Genomic DNA, 26956 nt, shown 5'->3' with positions numbered 1-26956 from the left:
GGAACGAGGCATGTCGCACTACCACACCTTCACCGCCGCGGATGCCGTGGCCTACGCGCAGCAGTTCGCTAAACTTGCGGATCCCTCCGCGCTGGTCAGTGCGCAGGAAGTCGGTGACGGCAACCTGAACCTGGTATTTAAGATTTTCGATTCGGCGGGCGTCAGCCGGGTCATCGTCAAGCAGGCCCTGCCCTACGTGCGCTGCGTCGGCGAGTCCTGGCCGCTGACGCTGGACCGCGCGCGGCTTGAGGCACAGACCCTGACCGAGCACTATCGCCACAGCCCGGCGCATACGGTGAAAATTCTGCACTTCGATCCGGCCCTGGCGGCGATGGTGATGGAAGATCTCTCCGATCACCGCATCTGGCGCGGAGAGCTGATTGAGGGGAAACACTACCCGCAGGCGGCCAGCCAGCTGGGCAGCTATCTGGCAAATACCCTGTTCCACACCAGCGACTTCTTCCTGCACCCTCATGAAAAGAAAGCCCAGGTGGCGCGGTTTATTAATCCGGAAATGTGCGAGATAACCGAAGATCTGTTCTTTAACGATCCCTACCAGCAGCACGCGCGCAATAATTACCCGCCGGAGCTGGAGGCTGATGCCGCCACCCTGCGCCACGACGAACTGCTGCGCCGGGCGGTTGCCGGACTCAAGCACCGCTTCCTCTCCCACGCCGAGGCCCTGCTGCACGGCGATATTCACAGCGGCTCGCTGTTTGTGGCCGAAGGCAGCCTGAAGGCGATCGACGCCGAGTTTGGCTACTACGGGCCCATCGGCTTTGACGTCGGCACCGCCATTGGCAATCTGCTGCTCAACTACTGCGGCGCGCCGGGGCAGCTGGGGCTGCGCGATGCCGCCGCCGCCCGCGAGCAGCGCCTCGACGATATTCAGATCCTGTGGCGCACGTTTGCCGAGATTTTCCTCGGACTGGCCAGGGAGAAGACCCGCGACGCCGCGCTGGCGGTGCCGGGGTACGCAGAAGCATTTTTGCACAAGGTGTGGCAGGACGCGGTGGGCTTCTGCGGCACGGAGCTTATCCGCCGCAGCGTCGGGCTGTCGCACGTCGCCGATATCGACACCATCAGCGATCCGGAGATGCGCCACGCCTGCCTGCGCCACGCCATCGCGCTTGGCCGGGCGCTGATCGTGCTGGCCCCGCGCATTGATAGCGTAGAGGAACTGATCGCCCGCGTCAGGCAGTACGGCTGACGCGGGCCGCCGCTTACTTGTTTTTAGCCTCCAGGGTGGCAAACCAGGGCGCAATAAAGTCCTGGGTTTGCCCCCATCCCGGCACGATCTTCGCAAGCGTCGCCACGTTAACCGCCCCCGGCTGCGCCGCCAGCAGGGCCTGCGGGATCGCCGCCGCCTTAAAGTCGTAGCTGGCGGGGGTCGGCTCACCGGCAATTTTATTGGCGATAAGCCGCACGTTGGTCGCGCCGATAAGTTTCGGATCGACCGCCACGCTCACCTTCCACGGGCTGCCCGCCTCGCGCATCAGCTGCAGATCCTGGTTCGAAATATCAATGCTGTAGAGCTTAATTTCGATACGGCCATTCTCCTTGAGCGCCTTATAAGCTCCCTGACTAAAGGCATCCCACGCTCCCCAGATGGCATCAATTTTACCTTTCGGATACTTCGCCAGCACCGCGCCGACTTTGTTTGCCGTATCGCCCTGCACATCAGACGAGACCGCGCCGATAGACTCCAGCTCGTGAATGCCGGGATTTTGCTTCAGCAGCGCGCGATAGGCCGCCTCCCGGCGCTCCATCGGCGGAAAGCCGGCAACCCAGAGCTTGATGATGTTAGCCTTGCCGTTAAAGTCTTTCACCAGCTGGCCGAAAGAGAGATCCGTCAGCGACGCATCGTCCTGTTGCGAAACGGTCACGCCCGGAATCTGCCCTTTCACCGCCGTATCAAACGCGGCGACCTTAATACCCGCATCCACCGCCTTCTGCACCAGCGCGGTTGAGTAGGGATCGCGCCCCTGCGAGAGAATGATCCCGTCATATTTCTGGCTGATGGCCTGATTCACGAAGTCCTGAAACTTCGCATCGTCGCCGTTACTTAAAAAGGCGCTGACCTTAAAGCCCAGCTTCTTACCCTCGAGGATCGCCCCGGAGATAAACTGCGTGGTGTTGTCATCGGAGCCGAGATTGCGGATCACCGCAATGCGGATGGGCCCGCTGTGCCCGGCAATCGCCGCCGGGACGGGGGCCGGCGTTTCGGCCCAGGCAGCGGCGGTGAACAGCGCCGCGGCAAGCAGCGACAGGCTACGTGTTTTCATTGTGTTTACCTTTATTGTTATGTCCGGCGCTGAAAATAGGTCAGGGCCAGCGCGCCAGCCAGCACCAGACCTTTAATAATATCCATGGCGTAATAGGGCACCGAGAGCATCACCAGGCCGTTGGAGAGCACGCCGAGGATCACCGCGCCGACCAGCGTTCCCAGCGCGTTCGGCTTGCCGGAACCGGCCAGCGAGAAGCCGATCCACGCGGCGGCGACGGCATCCATCAGGTAGCCGCTCCCGGCGTTAACCTGCGATGAGCCGATGCGCGAGGCGAGCAGGATACCGCCGAGCCCCGCCAGCAGCGACGCCAGTACGTAGGCGGCAACTTTATAGCGGATGATGCGGATGCCGGAAAGGCGGGCCGCCTCCGGATTGCCGCCGATGGCGTACATCCGCCGCCCGTGGGTGGTCAGGGAGAGCGCCAGCTGCGCCAGCAGCGTGACCGCCAGCATGATTATCACAATCGTCGGTACCTGTCCCAGCAGGGCGAAGGCAGCCGGGATGGTGCCCTCCGCCATCTCGCCGCTGGGCAGCACCATGTTTTCGGTAATCGAGCCGCCGAAGCTGTAGGTGGCCGCCACGCCCTGGATAACGAACAGGCTGGCAAGCGTCGCCAGCATGTCCGGGATGCGCAGGACTACGATCAGAAAGGCGTTGAACAGCCCCACCAGGGTGCAGAGCAGCAGCGTCACCGCAATCGCCGCCCCGGTGCCGAAGCCGTGCCAGACGAACAGCGAGATAACCAGCGCGTTGGCCAGCGACGCGGTGGAGCCCACCGACAGATCGAAGCCGCCGACGGTCAGCGACAGGGAAACGCCCACCGCGATCACCGTCACAATGGCGATCGAGCGCAGGATATTGACGATATTAAAGGGATCGAGGAAGTTATCCGCCGCGAGGCCGAAGATAGCCACCAGCGCCACCACGGTCAGCAGCATGCCCCACTTGTAGAAGAAATCAAAAATCTGCCGGCGAACCGATGTCGCCTCCCGAACGGTCAGGGCCTTGCTCACGATGTCACGCCTCCGGTGGAGTAATAAAGTAGTGTCTCTTCGCGGGCCTCATCGCCCGCCAGTTCGGCGACGATGCGCCCGTCCCAAAGGACGCAGATCCTGTCGCACAGCCCCACCAGCTCGGCGAACTCGCCGGAGGCGTAGATAATGCCCTTCCCCTCCCGCGCCAGGCCGTCGATAAGGCTGAAAAGATCGGTTTTGGCTTTGATGTCCACGCCTTTGGTCGGCTCGTCGAAAATCAGCACCCGGGCATCGCCGCGCAGCCACTTGCCGATCGCCACCTTCTGCTGATTACCGCCGGAGAGGTGGCGCAGCGTCTGCCCCGGCCCGGCGGCGCGGATCCCGAGGCGTCCGATGACCTCCTGCGCCCAGCGCCAGGCCCGGCGCTGGCCGAACAGGCTCCAGCGGGAAAAGCAGCGGTCGGCGCTGACCGCCAGGTTCATGCTGATGGGCTCATCGATAAAAATGCCCTCCCGGCGCCGCTCCTCGGGCACCAGCGCCAGTCCGCGGCTGACGGAATCTGCCGGGTCCCGCGGCTGCCAGGGGCGCCCGTCCAGCTCACCGCGGCTGACGCGGCTTTTCGCCGCACCGAACAGCGCCTTGCACAGCTCGGTTTTTCCGGCGCCCGCCAGCCCGGCGATGCCGAGAATTTCACCCTCGCGCAGCCGCAGGGAGATATCCCGCAGACGCCCGGCGTCCCGCAGCCCCTCCACCGCCAGCACCACGTCGCCGTCGGCGGGCGGGCGCGGCGGCGGAAAAATATCGGTCAGCGCGTGACCGAGCATCTTTTCGACAATCGCCTCGCCGCTCAGGGCCGCCATCGGCACGCTCTCCACCCGCCGGCCGTCGCGCAGCACCGTCAGCGTGTCGCAGATGCCGCGCAGCTCGTGGATGCGGTGCGAGATAAACACGATGCCGATGCCCTGCTCCCGCAGGCGGCGAACGACGGCAAACAGCCGCTCGCTTTCGCGGGCGTCCAGCGGCGCGGTGGGTTCATCGAGGATCAGGAAGCGGCAGCGGTGCGACAGCGCCCGCGCCAGCAGGATCTGCTGCTTCTCGGCGAGGGTGCAGCTGTCAACGGCGCGCCTGACGTCGAGTCCCGCGTCGAGCTGCGCCAGCGCGTCGGCGGCCCGGCGGCGGACCTCCGCCCAGCGAAAGCGGTAGCCCGGCTGCGCCAGATGGTCCAGCAGGATGTTCTCGGCAATCGACAGCCCCGGCACCAGCGCCACGTCCACCTCCTGCTGCACCAGATGGATACCCAGCTGCTTCGCCTGATGCGGCGTGCGGATTGAAACAGGCTGATTATTGATAATGATTTCGCCCTCGTAGCGGGCGTGGGTGCCGCAGAGCACCGCCATCAGCGTCGACTTACCCGCTCCGTTGGCGCCGGTAAGGGCGTGCACCGACCCGCCCTGCAGCGTAAATTCTACCCGGCTCAGGGCCCTTACGCCGCCAAAGGCCAGGCTGATACCGCGCATCTCAAGCCGGTTAGCGACCATGTTGTTTCATCCCCGCGCTGAAAAACGATATGTCCCGCCCGCCAGCAATGGCAATCTGGATGGCTGGACATCTAACAGAGAATGATATTACACAAGTCGCTTACAACTAAGCAACACACATATTGTGCATAAGCAGTGACGCCGCGCGGGCGTCAGAAGAGGGGAAACCGGGAAGAGGAGGTCAGAAAACAGGAATACAGAAGGAACCGATCAGCAGCACTTAGCGCCGCCCTTGCCGCCGTAGCGGGCGTCCTGACGCTCGCGGAAGAACTCCTCGTAAGTCATCGGCGGCTGGTCAGGGTGATTGACCCGCATGTGCTCAACGTAATTATCGTAGTCCGGCACGCCGATCATCATTTTTGCCGCCTGGCCGAGGTATTTACCGGCTTTGGACAGAGTATCAAACATAACGTCTCCCGAAAGGTGTGCCCCTCCCGGCGGGAGAGGCACTCAGATAACAACTTTAATGGGCGCCTTTGGCCTGCGCAACGATCTGCTCGACGTTTTCCGGCATTGCCTGGTACGGCGTCTCCTTCATCGTCGGCGTCGGCGACTTCAGCGCCGCCAGCGCGCACTTGATCGAGAACAGCGCCAGCACCACCACCACCACCATAAAGAAGATGGTCAGCCCGGCGTCGAGGCGGTTGTTAAACACCAGCTGGGCCAGCTGCGACTCGGTGTACTGCGGCGGAATATTGCCGCTGTCGATCATCGCCTGGAACTTGTTGGCAATGGCGAGGAAGCCCACTTTCACATCGCTGCTGAACGCCTTCTGCCAGCCTGCGGCCAGCGTACAGATCAGCAGCCACGCGGTCGGCACCAGGGCCACCCACGCATAGCGCTGGCGCTTCATCTTGAACAGTACCACGGCGCAGAGCATCAGCGCCATGCCGGCCAGCATCTGGTTAGCGATGCCGAACAGCGGCCACAGGGTGTTGATGCCGCCGAGCGGATCCACCACGCCCTGGTGCAGGAAGTAGCCCCAGGCCAGCACGCACAGCGCGGTCGCCAGCAGGTTGGCGGGCAGCGAATCGGTTTTCTTAAGGCCGGGGCTGATAACCCCCAGCAGATCCTGCAGCATAAAGCGCGCCGCGCGGGTACCGGCGTCCACCGCCGTCAGGATGAACAGCGCCTCAAACAGGATCGCAAAGTGGTACCAGAAGGAGACGTCCATCAGTCCGCCCAGCGAGCCGTGCAGAATGTAGGCCATGCCCACCGCCAGAGTCGGAGCACCGCCCGCGCGGGAGATGATCGACTGTTCGCCCACTTCGCTGGCGATCTGGTGCAGCGTATCCGGCGTAATCACAAAGCCCCAGCTGCTGACTACCTGCGCCGCCGATGCCACCACGTCCGCCGTACCCGCCGGCGCCAGCACCGCCATCGGGCTGTTCATGGCAAAATAGACGCCCGGATCGATCACGCAGGCCGCCACCAGCGCCATGATGGCGACGAAGGACTCCATCAGCATCCCGCCGTAGCCGATAAAGCAGGCCTGATTTTCATTAGCCAGCATCTTCGGCGTGGTGCCGGAGGCGATCAGAGCGTGGAAGCCGGAGACCGCGCCGCAGGCGATAGTGATAAACAGGAACGGAAACAGATCGCCGGTCCACACCGGGCCGGTGCCGTCAACAAACTTGGTCAGCGCCGGCATGGTCAGGGTCGGGCGCATGATAAGAATGCCCACCGCCAGGCCGACGATGGTGCCAATTTTCAGGAAGGTGGAGAGGTAATCTCGCGGGGCCAGCAGCAGCCACACCGGCAGCACCGCCGCCACAAAGCCGTAGCCCACCAGCATCCAGGTCAGCTGCACGCCGGTGAAGTCAAACCACGGCGCCCAGGTCGGGCTCTCCGCCACCCAGCCGCCGGAGATAATGGCAAACACCAGCAACACCAGGCCAATGACCGACACTTCGCCGATGCGGCCGGGGCGCAGATAGCGGATATAGATCCCCATAAAAATCGCCAGTGGAATGGTAAAGGCGACGGTATAGGTGCCCCACGGGCTGTGGGTCAGGGCTTTCACCACGATCATCGCCAGTACCGCGAGGATAATGACCATGATCATAAAGGTCGCCACCAGCGCAATCACGCCGACGGTAGTACCCATCTCCTCTTTTACCAGCTCGCCGAGCGAGCGGCCGTCGCGGCGGGTAGAGACGAACAGTACCATAAAGTCCTGCACCGCCCCGGCCAGCACCACGCCCGCCAGCAGCCAGATCATCCCCGGCAGGTAGCCCATCTGCGCGGCCAGCACCGGCCCCACCAGCGGACCGGCCCCGGCAATAGCGGCAAAATGGTGACCGAACAGCACTTTTTTGTCCGTCGGCACATAGTCGAGGCCGTCGTTATGGCGCACCGCCGGCGTCATGCGCGTAGCATCAACCTGCAGCACATTCTTCGCGATATAGAGGCCGTAAAAGCGGTAGGCAATAAGGTAGATACAGACTGCGGCAACCACTATCCACAGCGCATTAATCTGTTCGCCGCGGTTGAGAGCGATATAGCCGAGGGCAAAGGCCCCGACCACCGCCAGCACCGCCCATAGCAGATACTTTCCGGGGTTGTTCATAATCATGTTCCGCCTGTGTAGGAGAGAGATGTTACATTTTGTATCTATAACACCGACGCATTAATTAACAATAATGCAACGGTTAAAAAGCCGAAAAAATCCAAGTATTTTCATGACTTTGTTAAGTCGATCACTTTCCTGAGTAAACAGCAGCAATCACCGCAATCTCCTCTGGCATCACAATTTTTACACGCCGTTTATTTCGCTGCGTTATCAAATGATTTGCATCATTTTTTTTACTTCCGCTGTAGTGACAATACAGGTGCGAAATTATTCATATAAACAAGGATAAGGATATGAGTGTTCAACCGCAGGAACAGAAAATCGGGCCGGGGGCCTACATCGCCCTCGCCTTCGCCGCCCTCTTCTTTTCGGGGCTGATGGGCGGCAGCGAATGGTACGGCGTATTTGATTTCACCACCCTCAACGGCGCCTTTGGCAAGGTGGTGACCGGCGTCAGCCAGCAGGGCGATACCATTGCCGCCGCCACCGGCAGCTTTCGCGGCAAGGGCGGTCACGGGGCGATGGACGGGTTTCTCTTTGCCCTGGGGCTGATCCCGGCGGTCATGTTTGCGCTGGGAATGATTAACGTGCTGGAGCACTACGGCGCCCTGCGCGCGGCGCGCCGCCTGCTGACCCCGCTGCTGCGCCCGCTGCTCGGCCTGCCGGGCAATACCGGACTGGCGCTGATCGGCAGCCTGCAGAGTACCGACGTCGGCGCGTCGCTGACCCGCAGCCTGGCGGACGAAGGCGAGCTTAGCGAAAAAGAGAAAGACGTCTTCGCCATGTTTCAGTTTTCAGCCGGGGCGATGATCACCAACTTTTTCTCCTCCGGGGCAATATTGTTTACCCTCGTGGCGCTGGACGGCAGCGCGGCGGTTCCGACCTCCATCGGCGCCTGCATTGCGGTGATGTTCGTGATGAAAATCGTCGGCGCCAACCTGCTGCGCCTGGCCCTCACTCTCGGCGGGAAGCGATCCGCCGCCGCGGCACAGGGAGAAGCCTCATGAGCGCCCCCTCCTCTAACCCGGTCATCACCGATATCTTCGTCGAAGGCGCCCGCAAGGGCTGGAACATCGCCACCACCAGCACGCTGCCCAACGTGGTGATGGCCTTTATCATCATTAAGGCGCTGGAGATCACCGGCGCCCTGAAGGGGCTGGGGCTGCTGTTCGCTCCGCTGATGGGGCTGTTTGGCCTGCCCGGCGAAGCGGCGGCGGTGCTGATCGGCGGCTGGATGTCGATGGGCGGCGGTATCGGCGTCGCCATCGGCCTGTTCGATAAGGGCATCCTTACCGGCGAACACCTGGCCATTCTCGCCCCGGCCATCTACCTGATGGGTTCGCAAATCCAGTATCTGGGGCGCATTCTCGGGGTCATCGGCACCCGCGCTAAGCGCATTCCGCTGATGATCGCCATTTCGGTGATCAATGCCTTCCTCGCCATGCTGCTGATGAACATTATTCTTTAATTAAGGACGAACGATGGAACTGGAAAAATACATTAAAGAACTGCGCGCGCTGGTCAACGTCGACTGCGGCACCCACACGCCGGCGGGCGTTAACCGCATTGCCGACATCATGCGCGATCTCTGGCGGCAGGAGGGATGGCATGCCGACCTGGTGAATCTTGGCGATGAAGTGGGCTACGGCGTGTTTGCCACTAACAAACCGCAGGCGGCGCGCTACGACGTTCTGCTGGTGGGGCATATGGATACCGTCTTCCCCGAGGGCACGGTGGCGCAGCGGCCGATGAGCCGGGACGACGCCCGCCTGTACGGCCCCGGCGTCGCCGACATGAAGGGCGGCCTGCTCAATATCCTGTGGGCAATGCGTACCCTCGCCCCCGAGCACCGGGAGCGGCTCGCCATCGCCGTGGCGATGAATCCGGACGAAGAGACCGGCAGCGTCCACTCCCACGAATGGATCGGCGGGCTGGCGAAGCGTTCGCGCTGCGTGCTGGTGTGTGAGGCGGCGCGGGCCGACGGCTCGCTGGTCAAGGCCCGCAAGGGGATGGCGGGCTACCGGCTTACCTTTACCGGCGTCGCCGCCCACGCGGGCAACGAGCCGGAGAAGGGCCGCTCGGCCATCACCGCCTTTGCCCGCGCGGTGCTGGCGATTAATGCCCTGGCCGACAGCGGGTCCGGGACGACGCTCAACGTCGGCGTGGTCGAAGGCGGCAGCGCCGCTAACGTCGTACCGGAGAGCCTGACGGCCGAACTGGACGTGCGCTTCTGGCAAAACGAGGAGTACGCGCGGGTGGACGAGGCGCTGCACGCGCTGTGCCGCGAGGGCTTTCTCACCGGCGTGGAGACGCAGCTTGAGCTGCTGACCCACAAGCCGGCGATGGCCGCAGGCCCGGAGACGGAGCAGCTGATGCGCCTGGTGGAGCGGGCGGGCGAGGAAGAAGGGGTTGATATCCGCTGGCAGGCGGTAGGGGGCGGCAGCGATGCCAACCACACCGCCGCCCTCGGCATCCCGAGCCTCGACGGCTTCGGCCCGGTGGGCGCTGGCTTCCACAGTCCGGCGGAGTGGCTGGAGATAGCGTCGATTGCGCCGCGCATCGGGCTGCTGCGGCGGGTGGTATCAATGCTGTAAGTCAGTTATGCCGGGCAGCGCCCGCTGTCCGGCACTCCCACTCATCCCAGCACCATCGTACTCAGCCGGCAGGTGCAGCAGCGCCGCCCCTGCTCGTCGAATACCGTTATCTCCCAGCTCTGGGTCTGGCGTCCGAGGTGCAGCGGCCGGCACACGCCGCGCACCTTGCCTTTTGACACCGCGCGGTGGTGGGTGGCGTTCAGCTCGGTGCCGACCACCGCCTGGCCGTCAGCGGTCATCAGCCAGCCCGCCATCGATCCCAGCGTCTCCGCCAGCGCCGCCGACGCGCCGCCGTGCAGCAGGCCGAAGGGCTGGTGGGTGCGGCGATCCACCGGCATCTCTGCCTCAAGCAGATCGTCGCCCAGCCGGGTATAGACGATCCCCAGATGCTCCACCATGGTTTCGCCGCTGGTGGCGTTCAGTTCTTCAAGCGTTAAGTGGCGTCGCCAGATCATCAGGCCCCCAGGGTTGAGCCGCCGTCCACCACGATGTCCTGCAGCGTGATGTGGCTGGCGAGATCGGATGCGAGGAACAGCACGGTGCTGGCGATCTCCTGCGGGCGGGCGATTTTGCCCAGCGGAATGCCCAGCTTGAACTGCTCCCCGAAGCCGCGAATGCGCTGCTGCTCGGCGTCTTCGCTGACCCACAGCGTGCGCTGCATATCGGTGTCGGTGGAGCCGGGCGAAACCAGGTTACAGCGCACGCCGCTGGCCGCCAGCTCCAGACCGACGGTGAGGGCGAGGCTTTTCAGCGCCGCCTTCGACGCACCGTAGGCGCTCATGCCGATGCGCGGGGTGTGCGCGGCGTCTGAGGCGACGGTAACGATAGCCCCGCCCCGCTGCTGGCGGAACTGCGCCATCGTCTGTTGAAACAGGTTAAACGCGCCGCCGACGTTGACGGCGAAGGTCTGCTGCCAGTCGTCAACGCTAATCACATCGGTCGCGCCCATGCGCAAAATCCCGGCGGCGTTAACCAGTACATCCAGGCGCGGGGTCGCGGCCAGCAGGCGGCGGCAGGTTTCGGCCACCTGGCCCGCATCGGCGACGTCCAGCACTTCGGTGGTGAACGGGTAGTCGGCCTTGTCGAACTGCAGATCGAAGCCGACGACCTCCGCCCCGGCTTCAGCAAAGGCCAGCGCGGTGGCGTAGCCGATGCCTTTTCCGGCGCCGGTCACCCAGACGCGCCGGCCGTGAAAATCAAATCCGGCCATCACTTCACCTCGCGGGAGAGCAGCGCCCACCAGGCGTCGATGGTGGGGTTCTTCGCCAGCACCACGAAGTCGATATCGGCGTGAACTTTGCGCCAGCGCGCCGCCAGGGACATCATGCGCACCGAATCAAGACCGTAGTCAATCAGGTTTTCGTCGTCCATCGGCTCGTCGGATTCGTCGAGCAGCGGCAGAATGGCCGCCCGCAGCGCCGCTTTCGAGGACGGCAGGGTCAGCAGGTCTTCGGTCATCACCACCCGGCCCGAACGTCCGGCAACGTACTTCAGCGACATCAGATGCTCTTCGCGGCTGAAGTCCGCCAGCGCGTCGGCCACGAAAAACGGCTTAATGTCGCGCATGAAAGCGTCGGTGGCGGTGGTCATGCAGCCGATATGGGCGTATACGCCGGTGATGATCAGCTGATCGCGGCCGGTCTCCTTCAGGGACTGCTCCAGCGGCGAGCGGTGGAAGGCGCTGTAGCGCCACTTCACCAGCACCGTGTCATCGGCGTCCGGCGCCAGGTCGGCCACAATTTGCTGCTGCTCCGGGGAGCGGGTCAGGCCCGGTCCCCACATGTCGTTGAGCAGAGCGCGGTCCTCGTCGCTCTGCTCTTTCGGCTGGGCGGTGTAGTAGACCGGCATATCGTGGCGCTTGGCGAAATCGCGCAGCGCTTTGATATTGGCGACGACGGCCTGCATCATCAGACTGTCTTCGCCCCAGAAGTTGAGGAAGTACTCCTGCATATCGTGGATCAGCAGCGCCGCGCGCGCCGGTTCAAAGGCCCAGTCAACCTTGTTTGCCGGCATGTCGGCGGCGGTAGGCAGCGCATAGGCCTGCAGCTTAGGAATTGCCATTATTTATCTCCTTCAGGACTGAGCGCGCAGGGCCAGCCACTCGCGTAATTTTTTCTTATCCACTTTACCGACCGGCGTCAGCGGCAGGGCGTCAACGCACTCCACGCGGTCCGGCAGCTTAAATTCGGCCACGCCCTGCTCGCGCAGGAAGCGGCGCACGGCGACGGCCTTCAGCGGCGCGGTCACCACCAGGTAGGCGCAGCTCTTCTCGCCGAGCAGACTGTCCTCCATGCTGACCAGCGCGGCGTGGATCACCGCCTCGTGGCGCAGGAGCAGGTTCTCGACCTCTTCGGCGGCGATCTTCTCGCCGCCGCGGTTGATCTGATCTTTCTCGCGGCCCTGCACGGTGATGTATCCGGCGTCGTCGATTGAAATCAGATCGCCGGAGCCGTAGAAACCGTTGTCATCGAAGGCGCTGGCGTTGTGCTCCGGGCTGTTGTAGTAGCCGCGGAAGGTGTACGGGCCGCGGGTCATCAGGCGCCCTACTTCGCCGCGCGGCAGCGGATCGCCGTTTTCGTCGGCCACCCACACCTCATCATCCGGGCACATCGGATAGCCCTGGGTGTTAATAATGCGCTCCGGGGTATCGTCCAGCCGGGTGTAGTTCACCAGGCCTTCCGCCATGCCGAACACCTGCTGCAGTTGGCAGCCGATCTCCGCCGGAATGCGCGCCGCCAGCGTCGCCGACAGGCGCGCGCCGCCGACCTGCAGAAGCCGCAGGGAGCGAAGCTGCGCGTTACTGCCCCACTCGTGGATCGCCTGCAGCCAGAGGCTAACCGCGGGCGGCACCAGCGCCGCGACGTCAATCTGCTGCTGTTCAATCAGCGGGAAGCAGAGCGTGGCGCTCGGATCGGCGGCCAGCACCACGCAGCCTTCGGCCATAAACACGCCGAAGGCGCCCGGCGAGCTCATCGCATAGTTGTGGGCCGCCGGCAGCGCGCAGAGGTAGCGGGTGCTGCCGTCAAAGGCGCAGATTTCGTTGCTGCGGCGGATGCTGTAGAGGTAGTCGTTGTGGGTGCGCGGGATGAGCTTCGGCGTGCCGGTACTGCCGCCGGAGAGCTGGAAAAAGGCCACTTCGCCGGCGTCCGTCGGCGTCGGGACAAAGTTATCCGCCGGACGGGCAGCGGCCGCCGCCAGGTCGCGTTCGCCGCCGTCGCCGCGCAGCAGTACCGTGCGCAGGGAAGGATGCTCCTCGCGGAACGTCGTCAGAAAGCCGTCGTCAGCAAACAGGGCATGTTCGCGATCGGCCACCAGCACCGCCGGCTTAATCTGCGCGGCATAGGCATTGAGCTCGCTGCGCTGATGGCTGAACAGGGCGTTCACCGGCGCCACGCCGATGCGCAGCAGCGCAAAGAAGGTGATGTAGAACTCGGCGACGTTGCCGAGGTGGACCAGCGCCGTCTCGCCGCGCATCGCGCCTTGCTGCTGTAATGTACAGGCAAGATTGTCGATGCTGCGGTTCAGTTCGCGGTAGCTGATGCGGCGCTCGCCGTCGATCAGCGCCAGCGCATCGCTGCCGGCGTGGCGGGTCAGCAGATCGGTCAGCGGCAGATCCTGCCAGTAGCCCTTTTCGCGGTAGCGGGCGGCAAAGTCGTCCGGCCAGGGCGTAAATGCAACACTCATAGTCAATCCTTAATTGAGACCAAACGCGTTAAGCATGGTCGTCAGCTTCACGCCGGTCTCGCGCCACTCGCCCAGCGGCGAAGAGGCAGGCACAATGCCCGCACCGGCAAACAGACGAATATGGTTTTCGCGCACCCGGGCGCAGCGGATGGTCACCACCCACTCACCGTTACCCTCGGCATCGCACCAGCCGACAATGCCGCCGAACAGCTCGCGGTCGAACGGCTCCAGCTCGGCAATAAGCCGGGTGGCGACGTTGTGCGGGAAACCGCTCAGGGCGGGGGTCGGATGCAGGAGACAGGCCAGCGTCAGCGCGTTTTCATCGGCTTTTGCCTGCCCTTCGATGGGCGTGGCCAGATGCCACAGGGTCGGGGTGGTCACCAGCTGCGGCGAGTCGGGCATCACCAGCGATTCGCAGCGCGGCGCCAGCACTTTCTTCATCGCCTGGGTCACCAGCTCGTGCTCGTGCCTGTCCTTTTCCGAGGCCAGCAGACGGTTGCCCGCCTCCCTGTCCAGCGCGTCGTCCGGCTGGCGGCGGGCAGAGCCCGCCAACGGCAGGGAGCTGAAGTGGCGCCCCTCTTTGCGCAGCAGCAGCTCGGGGCTGGCGCCCAGCAGCACGCCGCCGTCGGGCAGCGGCACGTGAAAGTTAAAGCTCGCGGGGTTCTGGGCGATAAGGCGTTCCAGCAGCGCGCCGGTATTAACCTTCACGTCAGTATCCAGCTCGATAAGCCGCGAGAGCACGATTTTATCGACCTGCGGCGTCGCCGTAGCGGCCGCGCCTTCGGACACCATCGACATAAACGCCTGCTGTTCGGGGATCTCCCGGCGGGCCGCGATGTTCATCGGCGGTACGGCTGCGGCATACGGAGCCGCGTGCTGTTTCTGCGTGCGGGAGAACGGCGTGCTCTCCTGCGGGATAAACAGCGCCGAGGGTTGCGCGGTATCAAATGGGATCGCCCCCACCAGCACCGGCTTATCAATTCCCGCCGCCTTCGCATCGGCGAAAGCCTGCGCCAGCGCCTGCTGGAAATCGCTCTCCGGGGCATCGGCTCCGGCTACCGGCTGCGTCAGGCGGCGGAAGCACCCCGACGTGGTAAAGCTGCGGTAGGGCGACATAAAAAAGAAACTTTCTGGCGACAGAAACATTTCAGCATCCTGCATCTTCTCCTCCCATAACGTTTCCATATTATCCTCCAAAAAGATAAAGATAGTAAGAATAATTATCATTTATGATTTTGGGCGGTAAGCTAAAAGTAAAATGCCGCAATGTCAACGCTAACCCCATCCTCTGCTTGCATCCGCGGCGGCGCATAGTGAAAATGAGTATCATTATCCAGGCACAATACAGGACCCTTACCTCGTGAAATTAACCACCTTTTTGCGCAATACGCTGCTGATTATCGCGATTGCCGTTTCCGGATTAAACTCAGCACTTTCTGCAAACTGGCCCCGGCAAATTACCGACGCCCGCGGCAGCCATACCCTGCCCCACAAGCCGCTGCGCATTGTCTCCACCAGCGTGACCCTCACCGGATCGCTGCTGGCGCTCAACGCGCCGGTTGTCGCCAGCGGCGCCACCGCCCCTAACAACCGGGTCGCAGACGACCAGGGCTTTCTGCGCCAGTGGGGCGAGATTGCGAAGCAGCGCAAGCTGGCGCGCCTCTATATCGGTGAACCGAGCGCCGAGGCCGTCGCCGCTCAGATGCCGGACCTGATCCTCATCAGCGCCACCGGCGGCGACTCGGCGCTGGCGCTGTACGACCAGCTCTCGACCATCGCCCCGACGCTGATTATCAACTACGACGATAAAAGCTGGCAGCAGCTGCTCACCGAGCTTGGCACCATCACCGGCCAGGAGAAGCAGGCCGCCGAGCGTATCAGTGAATTTAACCAGCGGCTGGCGGCGGTGAAGGCAAACATGAAGCTGCCGCCGCAGCCGGTCAGCGCCCTGGTCTACACCGCCGCGGCCCACAGCGCCAACCTGTGGACGCCGGAGTCGGCCCAGGGCAAGCTGCTGGCGCAGCTGGGTTTTACCCTCGCCGAACTGCCCGCGGGCCTGCATACCAGCACCAGCCAGGGCAAGCGCCACGATATTGTCCAGCTCGGCGGTGAGAACCTGGCCGCCGGGCTGAACGGGCAGACGCTGTTCCTGTTCGCCGGTGACCAGAAGGACGCCGATGCGGTGTACGCCAATCCGCTGCTCGCCCACCTTCCCGCCGTTAAGGAGAAGCGGGTCTACGCCCTCGGCACCGAGACCTTCCGCCTCGACTACTACAGCGCCATGCGCGTCCTCGACCGCCTGCAGAAGCTCTTCGGTTAACCTTACGCTTTCTCCCCTCTCCCCGTGGGAGAGGGGCCGGGGGTGAGGCTATCCGGCTGCACGGCCTCCTGCCGGAAGCGACGCAGCTGCGCCAGCGCCAGCATCAGTACCGCCCCGACGATCGCCAGCCCCCAGCCGCTGGCGCTTGCCGCCGCCGCCGGCGTGAGCATCGCGCCGAAGCCGCCGAGCAGCGCCGCGCCGACGGCATCGCCGGTCACGTTCTGCGCCGTCCACAGGCCGTTAATGCGCCCGAGCATCGCCTCCGGCGTCTGGGTCTGGATCAGCGTGTACTGCAGCAGGGAGCTGACCGCGCTCAGCCAGCCGAACAGCGCCAGGCACAGCGCCGCCAGCGGCCACAGCGGCATCAGGCTGAACAGGCCTATGGCGACAAACGCCGCCATGCTGGTCGCCAGCATCAGCGCGCCCGGACGCGGGCTGTGCGCCAGCCGGCCGCTGGTCAGCGCCCCGAACGCCGCGCCGAGCGGGATCGCCGCATACAGCAGGCCAATCTGCGAGGCCGACATCTGCCAGCCCAGCGCCAGCGCCGGATAGAGCACCCGCACCGCGCTTGCCATCGTCAGCAGCGCGCCCATCAGGGCGATACCGCCGATCAGCGGGCTGCTGAAGAGAAAGCGCAGGCCGGTCATCAGCGAGGTCAGCGGATGCTCGCGCGGCTGCGGCGGCGGAGGTAGCTGCGGCAGGCGCAGCAGGGTCAGGGTAGTGATAAAGGTGCCGATGGCCGCCAGCAGATAGTTCCAGGAGAAGCCGCCGCTCGCCAGCAGCAGGCCGCCGACCATCGGGGAAATCACCGACCCCAGGCGCACCGTCAGCATGGTGATCGCCCCCGCCTGCATCAGATTCTCGCGCCCGACCAGCGCCGGGGTCGCTGCCAGCAGCGCGGTCACGCCGATAGAGGCAAACAGCCCGTCCCAGATGCCGAGCAGGTAGATAGCCGCCAGCGACGGCTCGGGCATCAGGGCATTGAGCCACAGCCCGAGAAAGCCGATGCCGCAGGTGCCGCGCGCCAGCAGAATCAGCTTTTTGCGCTCATAGCGGTCCGCCAGCACCCCGCCCAGCATCAGCCCGACGAACATCGCGCTGCCGGTGAGCGTCACCGCCAGCCCCACCTGCCAGGTCGAGTGGGTAAGCATCTGAATCTGCACCGGAACGGCAACGCCGAGCAGGCCCAGAGAGAGAATCGAGATAAAGCGGGCGATAAAGACGGCGCGAAACGCCGGATGGGTCTTCAGCAGGCTCAGATTGAGCAGCAGGGATTGTTTTTGCATGCGGGGCCTTAAGCGAACTTTCTACCATTTTTTTCTGCGCGCATGGTAACATAACCACACAAGATCGATAACGATAAGCACTATCATTATCATATCAGGGATGTCGATATGCCGTTCACACCCGCCGCACAGCGCGCCGTCGCGGTGCCCGGTTTTTTCATACTGCTACTGCTCGCCGCGGCACTCAGCCTGCTTATTGGCGCTAAACCGCTGCCCGTCTCCGTGGTCGTGGACGCCCTGAGCGGCAGCTGCCAGAGCGCCGACTGTACCATCGTCTTAGACGCCCGCCTGCCGCGCACTCTCGCCGGCCTGCTGGCCGGCGCCGCGCTCGGCCTGGCCGGGGCGCTGATGCAGACCCTCACCCGCAATCCGCTGGCCGACCCCGGCATCCTCGGCGTCAACGCCGGCGCCAGCTTCGCCATCGTGCTCGGCGCGGCGCTGTTTGGCCTCACCACGCCGCAGGAGCAGCTGGGCCTGGCCTTCTGCGGAGCGCTGATTGCCTCGCTGCTGGTGGCCTTTACCGGCAGCCAGGGCGGCGGCCAGCTCAGCCCGGTGCGCCTGACGCTGGCGGGCGTGGCGCTGGCGGCGGTGCTCGAAGGCCTGACCAACGGCATCGCCCTGATCAATCCCGACGTTTACGACCAGCTGCGCTTCTGGCAGGCCGGATCGCTGGACATCCGCTCCCTGCAAACCCTCAGGGTGGTTGTGCTGCCGGTGCTTATCGCCATCGCGCTGGCGCTGGGGCTCAGCCGCTCGCTCAACAGCCTGAGCCTCGGGGCCGACACCGCCACCGCGCTCGGCAACAAGGTGGCCCGCACCCAGCTGCTGGGGCTGCTGGCCATCACCGCCCTCAGCGGCAGCGCCACCGCGCTGGTGGGGCCGATTGCCTTTATCGGCCTGATGATGCCCCACGTTGTCCGCTGGCTGGTGGGGGCCGATCACCGCTGGTCGCTGCCGGTGACGCTGCTGGCGACCCCCGCCCTGCTGCTTTTCGCCGATGTGATCGGCCGCCTGCTGGTGCCCGGCGAACTGCGGGTATCGGTAGTGAGCGCCTTTATCGGCGCACCGGTGCTGATTTTCCTCGTCCGCCGCCGCGCCGGAGGTGGCCGATGATTGCCCCGCCGCGTCGCCTGGTTCTCAGCTGCGCGCTGCTGGCGGCGGCCGCTCTGCTGGTCTCCCTCTGGGGACTGTGCAGCGGCGCCGTGCCGCTTGACGTCAGCCAGGTCATTCAGGCCCTGACCGGCAGCGCGCCGCGCAGCGTAACGATGGTGGTCACCGAGTGGCGGCTGCCGCGGGTGGCGATGGGCCTGCTGGTCGGCGCGGCGCTCGGCGTCAGCGGGGCGATTTTTCAGTCGCTGATGCGCAACCCGCTGGGCAGCCCGGACGTGATGGGCCTCAACGTCGGCGCCTGGAGCGGCGTGCTGCTGGCGATGGTGCTGTTCGGTCAGCATCTGACGGCGGTGACGCTCACCGCGATGGCGGGCGGCATTGTGACGGCCCTGGCTATCTGGGCGCTGGCGTGGCGCAACGGCATCGATACCTTCCGGCTGATCATTATCGGCATCGGCGTGCGGGCGATGCTGATGGCCTTCAATACCTGGCTGTTGCTCAAGGCCTCGCTGGAGACCGCCCTCTCCGCCGGGCTGTGGTACGCCGGTTCGCTCAACGGTCTGACCTGGGCGAAGACCCTGCCCGCCGCGCCGCTGCTCCTGCTGCTGTTTTTTGCCGCCGCCCTGCTGGCGCGGCGCATGAGGCTGCTGGAGATGGGCGATGACAGCGCCTGCGCGCTGGGGGTCAGCGTCGAGCGCTCGCGGCTGCTGCTGATGCTGGTGGCGGTGCTGCTCACCGCCGCCTCCACCGCCATCGCCGGCCCGATTTCGTTTATTGCCCTGGTGGCGCCGCATATCGCCCGCCGCCTGAGCGGCACCGCCCGCTGGGGCCTGACCCAGGCCGCGCTGTGCGGCGCGCTGCTGCTGACGCTGGCCGACCTCTGCGCCCAGCGGCTGTTTATGCCCTACCAGCTGCCGGTGGGCGTGGTGACCGTCAGCATCGGCGGCCTCTACCTTATCGGTTTGCTTATTCAGGAGTCCCGTAAAAGATGACCACCTCCGAGGCCCGCCTGCGCGGGGATCAGTTGACGCTGGGCTACGGCAAAAAAATTATTGCCGACAACCTGAGCGTCGCCATTCCCGACGGCCACTTCACGGCGATTATCGGCCCCAACGGCTGCGGAAAATCCACTCTGCTGCGTACCCTGAGCCGCCTGATGACGCCCCGGCAAGGCCACGTTTTTCTCGACGGCGAACATATTCAGCGCTACGCCAGCAAAGAGGTCGCGCGGCGCATTGGCCTGCTGGCGCAGAACGCCACCACGCCCGGCGATATCACCGTTCAGGAGCTGGTGGCGCGCGGGCGCTATCCGCACCAGCCGCTGTTTGCCCGCTGGCGGAAAGAAGATGAAGAGGCGGTGACGCGGGCGATGGCCGCTACCGGCGTACTTGAGCTGGCGGCGCAGAGCGTGGATACCCTTTCCGGCGGCCAGCGCCAGCGGGCGTGGATCGCCATGGTGCTGGCGCAGGAGACGCAGATCATGCTGCTCGACGAGCCGACCACCTGGCTGGACATCAGCTACCAGATAGACCTGCTGGAGCTGCTGAGCGCCCTGAACCGCGAACAGGGCTACACCCTGGCGGCGGTGCTGCACGACCTCAACCAGGCCTGCCGCTACGCCACCCACCTGATTGCCCTGCGCGATGGGAAAATCATCGCCGAGGGCGCGCCGGGCGAGATCGTCACCGCCGGGCTTATCGAGAAGATCTACGGAATGCCGTGTACCATCGTGCCCGATCCGGTGGCGGGCACGCCGCTGGTGGTGCCGCTGGGGCGCTGGGCAAAGTAAGAAATCAGCGTCCGACCCGCAGCCCGCCCTCCACGCCGTGGGTAAACACCACCTGCCAGAGCTGAATGTTGCGGGCGCGAAATGCCCCGGCGCAGGCCTTCAGGTAGTAGGTGAACATATTGCGAAAGCGCGGGGAGTAGCGGTCTTCCAGCAGGTGCCAGCTCTCCTGAAAGCGCTGCTCCCACGCCATCAGCGTGCGGTCATAGTCGCTGCCGAAATTGTGCCAGTCCTCCATCACGAAATAAGGCTCGCTGGCTTTGGCAATGTGCAGCACCGACGGCAGGCAGCCGTTGGGGAAGATATACTTATTGATCCACGGATCGACATTGAGGTCGGTTTTATTCGAGCCGATGGTGTGCAGCAGAAACAGACCGTCGGGACGCAGGTTCCTGTTCACCATGCGGAAATAGGTGTCGTAATTTTTCGGCCCGACGTGTTCAAACATCCCCACCGAAACAATCCGGTCGAACTGCCGGTCGAGATCCCGGTAGTCCTCAAGCAGGATCTCCACGTCCATGTTAGCGCAGCGCTCCTGAGCAAACTGCTGCTGCTCGGCGGAGATGGTCAGCCCGGTGACCTTCGCGCCGTAGTGTTCGGCGGCGTAAGAGGCCAGTCCGCCCCAGCCGCAGCCGATATCCAGCAGCGTCATGCCCTCTTTCAGCTGCAGCTTTTCGCAGATCATCTTCAGCTTGCTCTGCTGCGCTTCGTGCAGGGTGGTGGCCTCTTTCCAGTAGCCGCAGGAGTACTGCATCCACGGATCGAGCATCAGGGTGAAGAGGTCATTGCCGAGGTCATAGTGCTCTTTACCGACGATCCAGGCGCGCTTTTTGGTCTGATGGTTGACGATCCGCGCCCCGGCAATGCGCAGCATATCCTGCACGTTAAGGTGTAAAGAGGATTCGAGATCGGCGTTGATGACGCGGGCGATAAACTCGTCCAGCTGGTCGCAGTGCCACCAGCCGTCCATATAGCTTTCGCCCAGCCCCAGCGAGCCCTGCTGCAGCACGCGCTTAAAGAACTTAGGATTGGTGACCTGAATATCCCAGGGCCGGCTGCCGTTGAGGGTGATACCCGCGCGGGCGAGAAGCTCCTCGCCAATCTGCTGCCAGTGGTCGGCCTTTGCCGGCGCGTTAAGTACGTTTTCCGTTGCCATATAACCTGCTTACGCTGCGTGAGCGCTTTATTTTATTTGTCATACAAATCTACAAATAGAGTACATCAGGCAGGATAAGTCGGAAAAATGAAATAAATGAATGGCAATGATTGCCGGATGGAATGGCGGCAGGCTTGTGCTTTTCGCTCAGGCACAAGCCCGCCCCGCGGCTAGCGGAGAATTTCCCGCAGCCGCGGCCCAATCTGCTCAAACGCCTGCGGCGAGATAATCTCCACGTGGGCGCACGCCTGGCGGTGCACCTCCAGCTCGCCCACCCAGGGCGCCCAGATCTGCTGCGGATCCATCCCCGGCGTCATGGTTTTTTCAGCGGCGAACAGCGTCGCCTTACCGTCGAAAGGCACGCTGTGGGCGGTGGCCAGCAGGCGTACCGCATCGGCGTAGTTGCCCTCGATGGCGCTGAACAGCTCCCCGGAGGCCTGTCCCTGCTGGGCGGCAAGAAACGCCTCGCGCTCGCGTTCGATCTCCGCCAGCACTTCCGGATCGAGGCCGTTGGCCTCTTTCTCGGACCAGTTCTGAGTCTCCGGCGGCCAGGTATCCAGCAGACCGAGGAAGGCCACCTCCGCGCCGCGCTGGCGCAGGCGGGCGGCGACGCCGTGGGCAAGCGTGCCGCCGAGGGAGTAGCCGAACAGGTAGTACGGCCCCTGCGGCTGCTGCACCAGCAGCGTTTGCAGGTGCGCGTCGCAGAGCTGGTCGAGATCCGCGCTGGTCGCCATCGGTCCGGCCGGGCGCGGCGACTGGATGCCGGTAATCGACCAGCGCGGAGAGAGCCAGCGCGCCAGGATGCTGAACTGCCAGGCGAAGCCGGAGGCCGGGTGGAAGCACCACAGCGTGGGGCCGCCGCCGTCGCGCAGGGGCAGCAGCGTCTCATACCCCAGCCGGCGGGCCTGCTCGTCGTCCTCTGCCGCCAGCAGCGCGCTGAGCCTGCCGACGGTGGAGGCGACCATCACCTGCCCCGGCGTCACCTGCCGGGCGAAGCGGCGGCTGAGCAGCGCCGCCAGACGCATCGCCAGCAGCGAGTGGCCGCCGAGGGCGAAGAAGTCGGCGTCAACGTCGCCCACCTCGCAGCCGAGCAGCGCGCTGAAGGCCTCTGCTACCGCAATCTCGGTCTCGCTCTCCACCGCTCTGCCCGCCGATGTTTGCGTCAGCTCCGGCAGCGGCAGCGCTTTTCTGTCGAGCTTGCCGTTGGCGCTGAGCGGCAGCGCCGCAAGCTGCACCAGCACCACCGGTACCATGTGCGGCGGCAGCTGCTGGCGAAGCTGCGCCAGCAGGGCATCGTCGTCAAGCGGCTGCCCCGATTCGCTGACCAGGTAGCCCACCAGCTGGCGGGCGTCGCCGCCGGTGGCGGCGGCCTGGTTAAAGACGCAGGCGTGGGCCACCGCCTGGGCGACGTCCGGCAGGCCCTGCATCACGCGGTCGATCTCGCCGAGCTCAATGCGCTGGCCGCGGATCTTAAGCTGATCGTCGCTGCGCCCGAGGTACTCCACGGCGCCGTTTTCCAGCCAGCGCGCCACGTCGCCGGTGCGGTACATCCGCTCGCCGGGGGCAAAAGGATCGGCGATAAAGCGGCTGGCGGTCAGATCCGGGCGGCCGAGGTAGCCCTGCGCCAGCTGTACGCCCGTCAGATAGAGGTCGCCCGCCACGCCGAACGGCACCGGGCGCATCATCGCATCGAGGATGCGCAGGCCGGTGTTCCACACCGGGAAGCCGATGGGCACGCTGCTGCCGGTCACCGCCGCCAGCTCAGGGCCGAAGGCCGGATACCAGCTGACGTCCACCGCCGCTTCCGTCGGGCCGTAGAGGTTGTGCAGCGGGACGCCGGTCAGCGTTTCCCACTCGCGGCATAGCCCGGCGGGCAGCGCCTCGCCGCTGCAGAAGACGCGCCGCAGGCTGCGGCAGGCGGCACTTTCCTGCTCCAGAGAGGCGACAAAGGCCGCCAGCATCGACGGCACGAAGTGGGTGGTGGTCACGCCGCAGTCGGCGAAAAACTGCTGCATCGCCAGCGGATCGCGGTGGGCGTCCGGCTCGGCCATCACCAGCGAAGCGCCGGCGATAAACGGCCACCAGAACTCCCACACCGAAACGTCAAAGCTGCACGGCGTCTTCTGGGCCACCACGTCGTCGTCGCCCAGCGGATAGTGGTCCTGCATCCACAGCAGGCGGTTGACGATCGCCTGCTGGCCGACCATGACCCCTTTCGGGCGGCCGGTGGAGCCGGAGGTGAAAATAATGTAGGCGGTCTGCTCCGGGCGCGATAGCGCCAGCGGCGCGTCGTCCCCGGCGGGCAGCAGGCTCTCGTAGCAGAGGGTTTCAACCCCGGTAAAGCGGCTCAGCTGCTCGTTGGCCGTAATCAGCAGCGACGGCGCGGCGTCCTCCAGCATCATCCGCAGCCGTTCGTCGGGATAGCCGGTATCCAGCGGCAGCCACGCGGCGCCCGCTTCAACAATGGCGTGCAGGGCCAGAGTGAGGAACACCGAGCGCGGCAGCGCCACCGCCACGCTGTCGCTGGGCTTCACGCCCCGGGCGCGCAGCAGGTTCGCCAGGGCCACCACCTGCTGGCGCATCTGGCGGTAGCTCAGCCGGTGGCGGGCATCCTCCAGCGCCGGGGCGTCCGGGGTCTTTGCCGCCTGGCGGGCCACCAGCGCGCTTAGCGTGGTTGCCTCGACCTCTTTGGCCGTGGCGTTAATCTCCGCCAGCCGCCGGTATTCATCGGCGCTGACCAGATCCACCGCGCCGCAGGGCAGCGCCGGATTGGCGGCAAACTGGGCCAGCATCGCCTCCAGCCGGGCGGCGTGGCGCTTCAGCTCCTCTTCGCCGTAGCGCTGCCGGTTCGCCAGCACTTCGACGGAAAGGCCGCCGGTCTCGTCCGGGAACAGCGCCAGCTCCAGATCGTTAACTGGGCCGGTCGCCAGGGTGTGGGTCGTGGCCATTGTGCCCGGCATATCGAGGCGGTAGTCAAAGACCTTGACGTTAAATACCGGCCCGAACAACGGCTCATCGCCGGCGGCCCGACCGCCGTCGCGGACGATCTGCTCGGCGTCGTAGCGCTGGTGGCGGCGCATCTTTTTCAACTGCCCGGCCAGACGGGTCGCCAGCGCGGAGAGCGTCTCCTGCGGGTGGATGGTCACCGCCAGCGGCAGAACGTTAAGCACCGGGCCGGTGGCGGTCAGTGCCGCCGAACCGAGGCGGCGCATAAAGATATAGCCTGCGGCGTAATCGCTGCGCCCGCACAGGCGGCCGAGCCACAGTGCCGCCAGCGCCAGGGCCAGATCGGCGCGCTGGACATCATCCGATGCGGCGGCCAGGCGGCTGAAGGCATGCCGGTCGGCGGTCAGCTTCAGGCGCCAGATATCGGTACTGGCGGCGCGTCCGGGCAGCGGCGCGGCGGAGAGCGACGCCGGGGGCGGCAGGTCGGCGCGCTGCTGCGCCCAGAATGCCTTATCGCGCCGGCAGGCATCGCTATCGCGGTAGCGCTGATACTCTTCCACCACCTCGGCAAACGGCGTAAAGGGCGAGTCCGGCAGCGGCTCGCCGGCCAGCAGCGCCGCGTAAATTCGCGCGATGTGGCGGGTAATGGCCGGGAAGCTGAAGCCGTCCACCAGCAGGTGATGATAGCGCTGATACCAGAACCAGCGGCGTTCGCCGACGCGGATCAGCCTGTGGCAGAGCAGCGGCGCGCCGCTGTCCGCGCGCGTATTCTGCTGCAAATCGCCCTGCATAATGGCCTCTGCGGCGGCCTGCGGATCGGCGGCGGCGCGCACGTCGGCCTGCGCCGGCAGCGCCGGGCGCCACGCCGGATCCGGGCGCTGCCACACATCGCCGTTCTCCTCTTCGAAGCGCATCCGCAGCGTATCGGCATCGGCCAGTCCGCGCACGATGGCCTGCTGGAGCAGCGCGGCGTCAAGCTCGCCCTCAAGCTCAACGTAGTGGGCCACGCTCCAGGCATTCGTCAGGGTCGAGAGCTTCTCCGCCATCCAGATCCCCGGCTGGGCGGCCACCAGCGGTAAACGTTCACTCATGGCAGGCTCCCGCATAGCTCCCCGGCATCAGGGTCGTCCAGCGCTGCGCCAGCCAGGTGTTGCAATCCTCCAGAGGCTGCGGTTGGCAAACGGGATGCCACCCGGCGGGCAGCGGACACTGCTGCGGCCAGAGGCTAAAGGCCGAGCGGGCGTTCTGCAGAATATAGAACTGCCCCTGCGCGTCGTCGAAGGGATTACTGACTTGCATACAAACTCCTCGGAAAAGTGCGCTCAATCGTCGTTCAGGGGCTGCGGCTGCCATAGCTGCATCAGCCCGGCGGTAAGGCCCCCGCGCCAGCAGAGCGCGTCGTGGCCGCCATCGGTCGGCTGCCAGAATACGGGACAGTGTTGCTGCGTGAGCTGGTGCCATAGCGCCTGATTGGCCTGAAAAATAACGGGTTCGCGCCGCCCGGCCTCCAGCCAGATGCGCAGGCCCTGCGGCCTGAGTTCACCGCGGGCCAGTTGTTCAATAATCACGCCGCCGCCCTCGCCGCGGCGGGGCCACCAGAAGGAGCCGGACTGGCTCAGCACGCGGCCGAAGCGCTGCGGCCAGCGCAGCCCGGCGAACATCGCCGCCAGGCCGCCGAAGCTCTGGCCGGCGACGACCGTGCGGGCGGGGCTGTCGCTAAAAGGCTCGACGGCGCGGACCTGCGGCAGCAGCTCCTCCTGCAGCGCCAGCCAGAAGTCGGCGTTGCAGGGCAGCTCCTCGCCGCGCGTAGCGGTGTCGATAGCATCCACCAGCAGGTAGACGGCGGGAGGCAGTTTGCCTTCGCGGGTCAGGGCCGCCAGCGCGGGCCAGACAGGCATACTTTCGGCCCAAAACTGGCCGTCGAGCAGCAGCGCCAGCGGGCGCGTTTTTTCATCCGCCTCGCCGGTGGTGTAGATCCACACCCGCCGGGTATTGCCGAGCCGATCGCTCTGCCACTGCATGAGGCGCGGTTCCCCGTAGGGTTCAGCGGGATGGTCCCAGCCGGGCTGCGGCGGCGCGTCGGGCATCGACAGAGCCGAAACGCCGTGCCCGCGCCCGCCGCGCCAGCTGCAGGCGTTAAGCGGGTCGGCAATCGCCTTCGGCAACAGCCGCCGCCAGCCGTCGCGCAGCAGCCTGCGGTCCGGGGCATCGCCGCGAAACAGCGCCGGGTCGAAATCGTCCTCGCGATCGGAAGGAATAAAGCAGTAGCTGCCGCGCCAGCCGGCGGGTAGCAGGGTTTGCCACTGCCAGACGTCGGTGCCCGGTAAGCGGGTAAGCGTTTGCGGAAATGCGTTTTGATGGTGGTCGGTGACGCCGGTGATGTACAGCCAGACGCGCGCAGTGGCGGAATGGTGTTCGCTGCCTGCGGGATCGCGCCAGTAAAAGGTGACCCGGCAATGATCTCCTTCCCGCTGCTGCCGCGGGCCGTCGAGGCTGGCCCACCAGGCATCGCTCCCTGTCGTTAACTTCTGCGTCACGTTAGCCCCGTGCCCACTGTGAAAATATGTGTCGTAGATAAAAATTTATCAACAATCATATTGATAATTATTTGCATTTGCAATAGCGTATTGCCGCGCAATTTCATATTAACGCCTCAAATCATCCGGGTATTTGCCCGGCTGAAGACGCTGGACGCGCGGGGG

23 protein-coding genes are annotated in these 26956 nt (G+C 64.9%); 8 read left to right on the top strand and 15 right to left on the bottom strand.

The features are described from left to right. Window positions 1–10 precede the first annotated feature (10 nt). Window positions 11–1210, top strand: a complete 1200-nt coding sequence (gene mtnK, locus ENGE1_RS12805) for an S-methyl-5-thioribose kinase (protein WP_048253008.1) — start codon at window positions 11–13, stop codon at window positions 1208–1210. 13 nt (window positions 1211–1223) lie between these two features. Here the strand turns inward: mtnK and ENGE1_RS12800 are convergent, their stop codons facing one another. From ENGE1_RS12800 to cstA, 5 genes are all read right to left on the bottom strand, one after another. Further along, window positions 1224–2285: a sugar ABC transporter substrate-binding protein gene (locus ENGE1_RS12800; protein WP_048253007.1), complete on the bottom strand. Its 1062-nt coding sequence runs from the start codon at window positions 2283–2285 to the stop codon at window positions 1224–1226. Window positions 2286–2302: 17 nt separating this feature from the next. After that, complete coding sequence (locus ENGE1_RS12795; RefSeq protein ID WP_043085307.1) at window positions 2303–3301, bottom strand: ABC transporter permease; 999 nt, start codon at window positions 3299–3301, stop codon at window positions 2303–2305. Further along, complete coding sequence (locus tag ENGE1_RS12790) at window positions 3298–4800, bottom strand: sugar ABC transporter ATP-binding protein (RefSeq protein ID WP_048253006.1); 1503 nt, start codon at window positions 4798–4800, stop codon at window positions 3298–3300. The genes ENGE1_RS12795 and ENGE1_RS12790 overlap by 4 nt, the downstream gene beginning before the upstream one ends. 210 nt (window positions 4801–5010) lie before the next feature. After that, a complete protein-coding gene (locus ENGE1_RS12785) occupies window positions 5011–5208 on the bottom strand; it encodes a YbdD/YjiX family protein (RefSeq protein WP_043085311.1) in 198 nt (65 codons plus the stop codon). A gap of 55 nt (window positions 5209–5263) precedes the next feature. Beyond that, window positions 5264–7369, bottom strand: coding sequence for a pyruvate/proton symporter CstA (gene cstA, locus ENGE1_RS12780; protein WP_043086719.1), 2106 nt, complete (start codon window positions 7367–7369; stop codon window positions 5264–5266). A 296-nt stretch (window positions 7370–7665) separates the two neighbouring features. On the opposite strand from cstA, the gene ENGE1_RS12775 reads away from it, so the two are divergent. From ENGE1_RS12775 to ENGE1_RS12765, 3 genes are read left to right on the top strand one after another with little or no spacing between them, the layout of a single operon-like run. Next, window positions 7666–8379 carry a nucleoside recognition domain-containing protein gene (locus tag ENGE1_RS12775; RefSeq protein WP_045288720.1) on the top strand — a complete coding sequence of 238 codons (714 nt, stop codon included), beginning with the start codon at window positions 7666–7668 and terminating at the stop codon, window positions 8377–8379. Next, the gene (locus tag ENGE1_RS12770) at window positions 8376–8840 is read left to right on the top strand and encodes a YjiG family protein (protein WP_043085313.1); all 465 of its coding nucleotides are present in this window, start codon (window positions 8376–8378) and stop codon (window positions 8838–8840) included. The genes ENGE1_RS12775 and ENGE1_RS12770 overlap by 4 nt, the downstream gene beginning before the upstream one ends. Window positions 8841–8853: 13 nt before the next feature. After that, window positions 8854–9966 (top strand): M20 family metallopeptidase, encoded by a 1113-nt coding sequence (locus tag ENGE1_RS12765; protein WP_048253005.1) that lies wholly within the window; start codon window positions 8854–8856, stop codon window positions 9964–9966. A 41-nt stretch (window positions 9967–10007) separates the two neighbouring features. On the opposite strand, the gene entH is transcribed toward ENGE1_RS12765, so the two are convergent. From entH to entC, 5 genes are read right to left on the bottom strand one after another with little or no spacing between them, the layout of a single operon-like run. Next, window positions 10008–10421 (bottom strand): proofreading thioesterase EntH, encoded by a 414-nt coding sequence (entH, locus tag ENGE1_RS12760; protein ID WP_043085316.1) that lies wholly within the window; start codon window positions 10419–10421, stop codon window positions 10008–10010. Beyond that, window positions 10421–11176: a 2,3-dihydro-2,3-dihydroxybenzoate dehydrogenase EntA gene (gene entA / locus ENGE1_RS12755; protein ID WP_048253004.1), complete on the bottom strand. Its 756-nt coding sequence runs from the start codon at window positions 11174–11176 to the stop codon at window positions 10421–10423. The genes entH and entA overlap by 1 nt, the downstream gene beginning before the upstream one ends. After that, window positions 11176–12027 (bottom strand): isochorismatase, encoded by an 852-nt coding sequence (locus tag ENGE1_RS12750; RefSeq protein WP_048253003.1) that lies wholly within the window; start codon window positions 12025–12027, stop codon window positions 11176–11178. Before ENGE1_RS12750 ends, entA begins: the two co-directional genes overlap by 1 nt. 12 nt (window positions 12028–12039) lie before the next feature. Then, complete coding sequence (locus ENGE1_RS12745; RefSeq protein ID WP_048253002.1) at window positions 12040–13650, bottom strand: (2,3-dihydroxybenzoyl)adenylate synthase; 1611 nt, start codon at window positions 13648–13650, stop codon at window positions 12040–12042. A gap of 9 nt (window positions 13651–13659) precedes the next feature. After that, a complete protein-coding gene (entC, locus tag ENGE1_RS12740; protein ID WP_048253136.1) occupies window positions 13660–14835 on the bottom strand; it encodes an isochorismate synthase EntC in 1176 nt (391 codons plus the stop codon). Between the two features lie 193 nt (window positions 14836–15028). Here entC and fepB point away from each other — a divergent pair, with 193 nt between their 5' ends. After that, entirely contained in the window at window positions 15029–15970 is a 942-nt protein-coding gene (fepB, locus tag ENGE1_RS12735; protein WP_234450629.1) for a Fe2+-enterobactin ABC transporter substrate-binding protein, read from the top strand. Window positions 15971–15972: 2 nt separating this feature from the next. Here fepB and entS read toward each other — a convergent pair whose 3' ends face one another. Beyond that, on the bottom strand, window positions 15973–17256 hold the full coding sequence (entS, locus tag ENGE1_RS12730) for an enterobactin transporter EntS (protein ID WP_048253001.1): 1284 nt from the start codon (window positions 17254–17256) through the stop codon (window positions 15973–15975). Window positions 17257–17364: 108 nt separating this feature from the next. Here entS and fepD point away from each other — a divergent pair, with 108 nt between their 5' ends. Genes fepD through fepC form a run of 3 tightly spaced genes read left to right on the top strand, consistent with a single transcriptional unit; the run spans window position 17365 to window position 20155 of the window. After that, complete coding sequence (gene fepD, locus ENGE1_RS12725; protein WP_043085325.1) at window positions 17365–18369, top strand: Fe(3+)-siderophore ABC transporter permease; 1005 nt, start codon at window positions 17365–17367, stop codon at window positions 18367–18369. Then, window positions 18366–19358 carry an iron-enterobactin ABC transporter permease gene (gene fepG / locus ENGE1_RS12720; RefSeq protein WP_048253000.1) on the top strand — a complete coding sequence of 331 codons (993 nt, stop codon included), beginning with the start codon at window positions 18366–18368 and terminating at the stop codon, window positions 19356–19358. The genes fepD and fepG overlap by 4 nt, the downstream gene beginning before the upstream one ends. Continuing rightward, window positions 19355–20155 carry an iron-enterobactin ABC transporter ATP-binding protein gene (gene fepC, locus ENGE1_RS12715; protein ID WP_045288727.1) on the top strand — a complete coding sequence of 267 codons (801 nt, stop codon included), beginning with the start codon at window positions 19355–19357 and terminating at the stop codon, window positions 20153–20155. The genes fepG and fepC overlap by 4 nt, the downstream gene beginning before the upstream one ends. Window positions 20156–20159: 4 nt before the next feature. Here fepC and cfa read toward each other — a convergent pair whose 3' ends face one another. The 4 genes from cfa to fes form a co-directional block, all read right to left on the bottom strand. Further along, the gene (gene cfa, locus ENGE1_RS12710; RefSeq protein ID WP_043085333.1) at window positions 20160–21308 is read right to left on the bottom strand and encodes a cyclopropane fatty acyl phospholipid synthase; all 1149 of its coding nucleotides are present in this window, start codon (window positions 21306–21308) and stop codon (window positions 20160–20162) included. 170 nt (window positions 21309–21478) lie between these two features. Beyond that, the gene (gene entF, locus ENGE1_RS12705; RefSeq protein ID WP_064360629.1) at window positions 21479–25345 is read right to left on the bottom strand and encodes an enterobactin non-ribosomal peptide synthetase EntF; all 3867 of its coding nucleotides are present in this window, start codon (window positions 25343–25345) and stop codon (window positions 21479–21481) included. Next, window positions 25338–25553 (bottom strand): MbtH family protein, encoded by a 216-nt coding sequence (locus ENGE1_RS12700; protein WP_043085336.1) that lies wholly within the window; start codon window positions 25551–25553, stop codon window positions 25338–25340. Before ENGE1_RS12700 ends, entF begins: the two co-directional genes overlap by 8 nt. A 23-nt stretch (window positions 25554–25576) precedes the next feature. Next, complete coding sequence (gene fes, locus ENGE1_RS12695; protein WP_048252998.1) at window positions 25577–26791, bottom strand: enterochelin esterase; 1215 nt, start codon at window positions 26789–26791, stop codon at window positions 25577–25579. Window positions 26792–26956 lie beyond the last annotated feature (165 nt).

Source organism: Pluralibacter gergoviae ATCC 33028 = NBRC 105706, assembly GCF_001598855.1.
In the GTDB taxonomy this organism is placed as follows: domain Bacteria; phylum Pseudomonadota; class Gammaproteobacteria; order Enterobacterales; family Enterobacteriaceae; genus Pluralibacter; species Pluralibacter gergoviae.
Note: the sequence above shows the minus strand (reverse complement) of the source record. Positions and strands in the feature narration are given on the sequence as shown.

Coding starts and splice junctions, on each gene's coding strand:
- mtnK (WP_048253008.1), top strand. CDS start 11: ATGTCGCACTACCACACCTTCACCGCCGCGGATGCCGTGGCCTACGCG.
- ENGE1_RS12800 (WP_048253007.1), bottom strand. CDS start 2,285: ATGAAAACACGTAGCCTGTCGCTGCTTGCCGCGGCGCTGTTCACCGCC.
- ENGE1_RS12790 (WP_048253006.1), bottom strand. CDS start 4,800: ATGGTCGCTAACCGGCTTGAGATGCGCGGTATCAGCCTGGCCTTTGGC.
- ENGE1_RS12785 (WP_043085311.1), bottom strand. CDS start 5,208: ATGTTTGATACTCTGTCCAAAGCCGGTAAATACCTCGGCCAGGCGGCA.
- cstA (WP_043086719.1), bottom strand. CDS start 7,369: ATGAACAACCCCGGAAAGTATCTGCTATGGGCGGTGCTGGCGGTGGTC.
- ENGE1_RS12775 (WP_045288720.1), top strand. CDS start 7,666: ATGAGTGTTCAACCGCAGGAACAGAAAATCGGGCCGGGGGCCTACATC.
- ENGE1_RS12770 (WP_043085313.1), top strand. CDS start 8,376: ATGAGCGCCCCCTCCTCTAACCCGGTCATCACCGATATCTTCGTCGAA.
- ENGE1_RS12765 (WP_048253005.1), top strand. CDS start 8,854: ATGGAACTGGAAAAATACATTAAAGAACTGCGCGCGCTGGTCAACGTC.
- entH (WP_043085316.1), bottom strand. CDS start 10,421: ATGATCTGGCGACGCCACTTAACGCTTGAAGAACTGAACGCCACCAGC.
- entA (WP_048253004.1), bottom strand. CDS start 11,176: ATGGCCGGATTTGATTTTCACGGCCGGCGCGTCTGGGTGACCGGCGCC.
- ENGE1_RS12750 (WP_048253003.1), bottom strand. CDS start 12,027: ATGGCAATTCCTAAGCTGCAGGCCTATGCGCTGCCTACCGCCGCCGAC.
- ENGE1_RS12745 (WP_048253002.1), bottom strand. CDS start 13,650: ATGAGTGTTGCATTTACGCCCTGGCCGGACGACTTTGCCGCCCGCTAC.
- entC (WP_048253136.1), bottom strand. CDS start 14,835: ATGGAAACGTTATGGGAGGAGAAGATGCAGGATGCTGAAATGTTTCTG.
- entS (WP_048253001.1), bottom strand. CDS start 17,256: ATGCAAAAACAATCCCTGCTGCTCAATCTGAGCCTGCTGAAGACCCAT.
- fepD (WP_043085325.1), top strand. CDS start 17,365: ATGCCGTTCACACCCGCCGCACAGCGCGCCGTCGCGGTGCCCGGTTTT.
- fepG (WP_048253000.1), top strand. CDS start 18,366: ATGATTGCCCCGCCGCGTCGCCTGGTTCTCAGCTGCGCGCTGCTGGCG.
- fepC (WP_045288727.1), top strand. CDS start 19,355: ATGACCACCTCCGAGGCCCGCCTGCGCGGGGATCAGTTGACGCTGGGC.
- cfa (WP_043085333.1), bottom strand. CDS start 21,308: ATGGCAACGGAAAACGTACTTAACGCGCCGGCAAAGGCCGACCACTGG.
- entF (WP_064360629.1), bottom strand. CDS start 25,345: ATGAGTGAACGTTTACCGCTGGTGGCCGCCCAGCCGGGGATCTGGATG.
- ENGE1_RS12700 (WP_043085336.1), bottom strand. CDS start 25,553: ATGCAAGTCAGTAATCCCTTCGACGACGCGCAGGGGCAGTTCTATATT.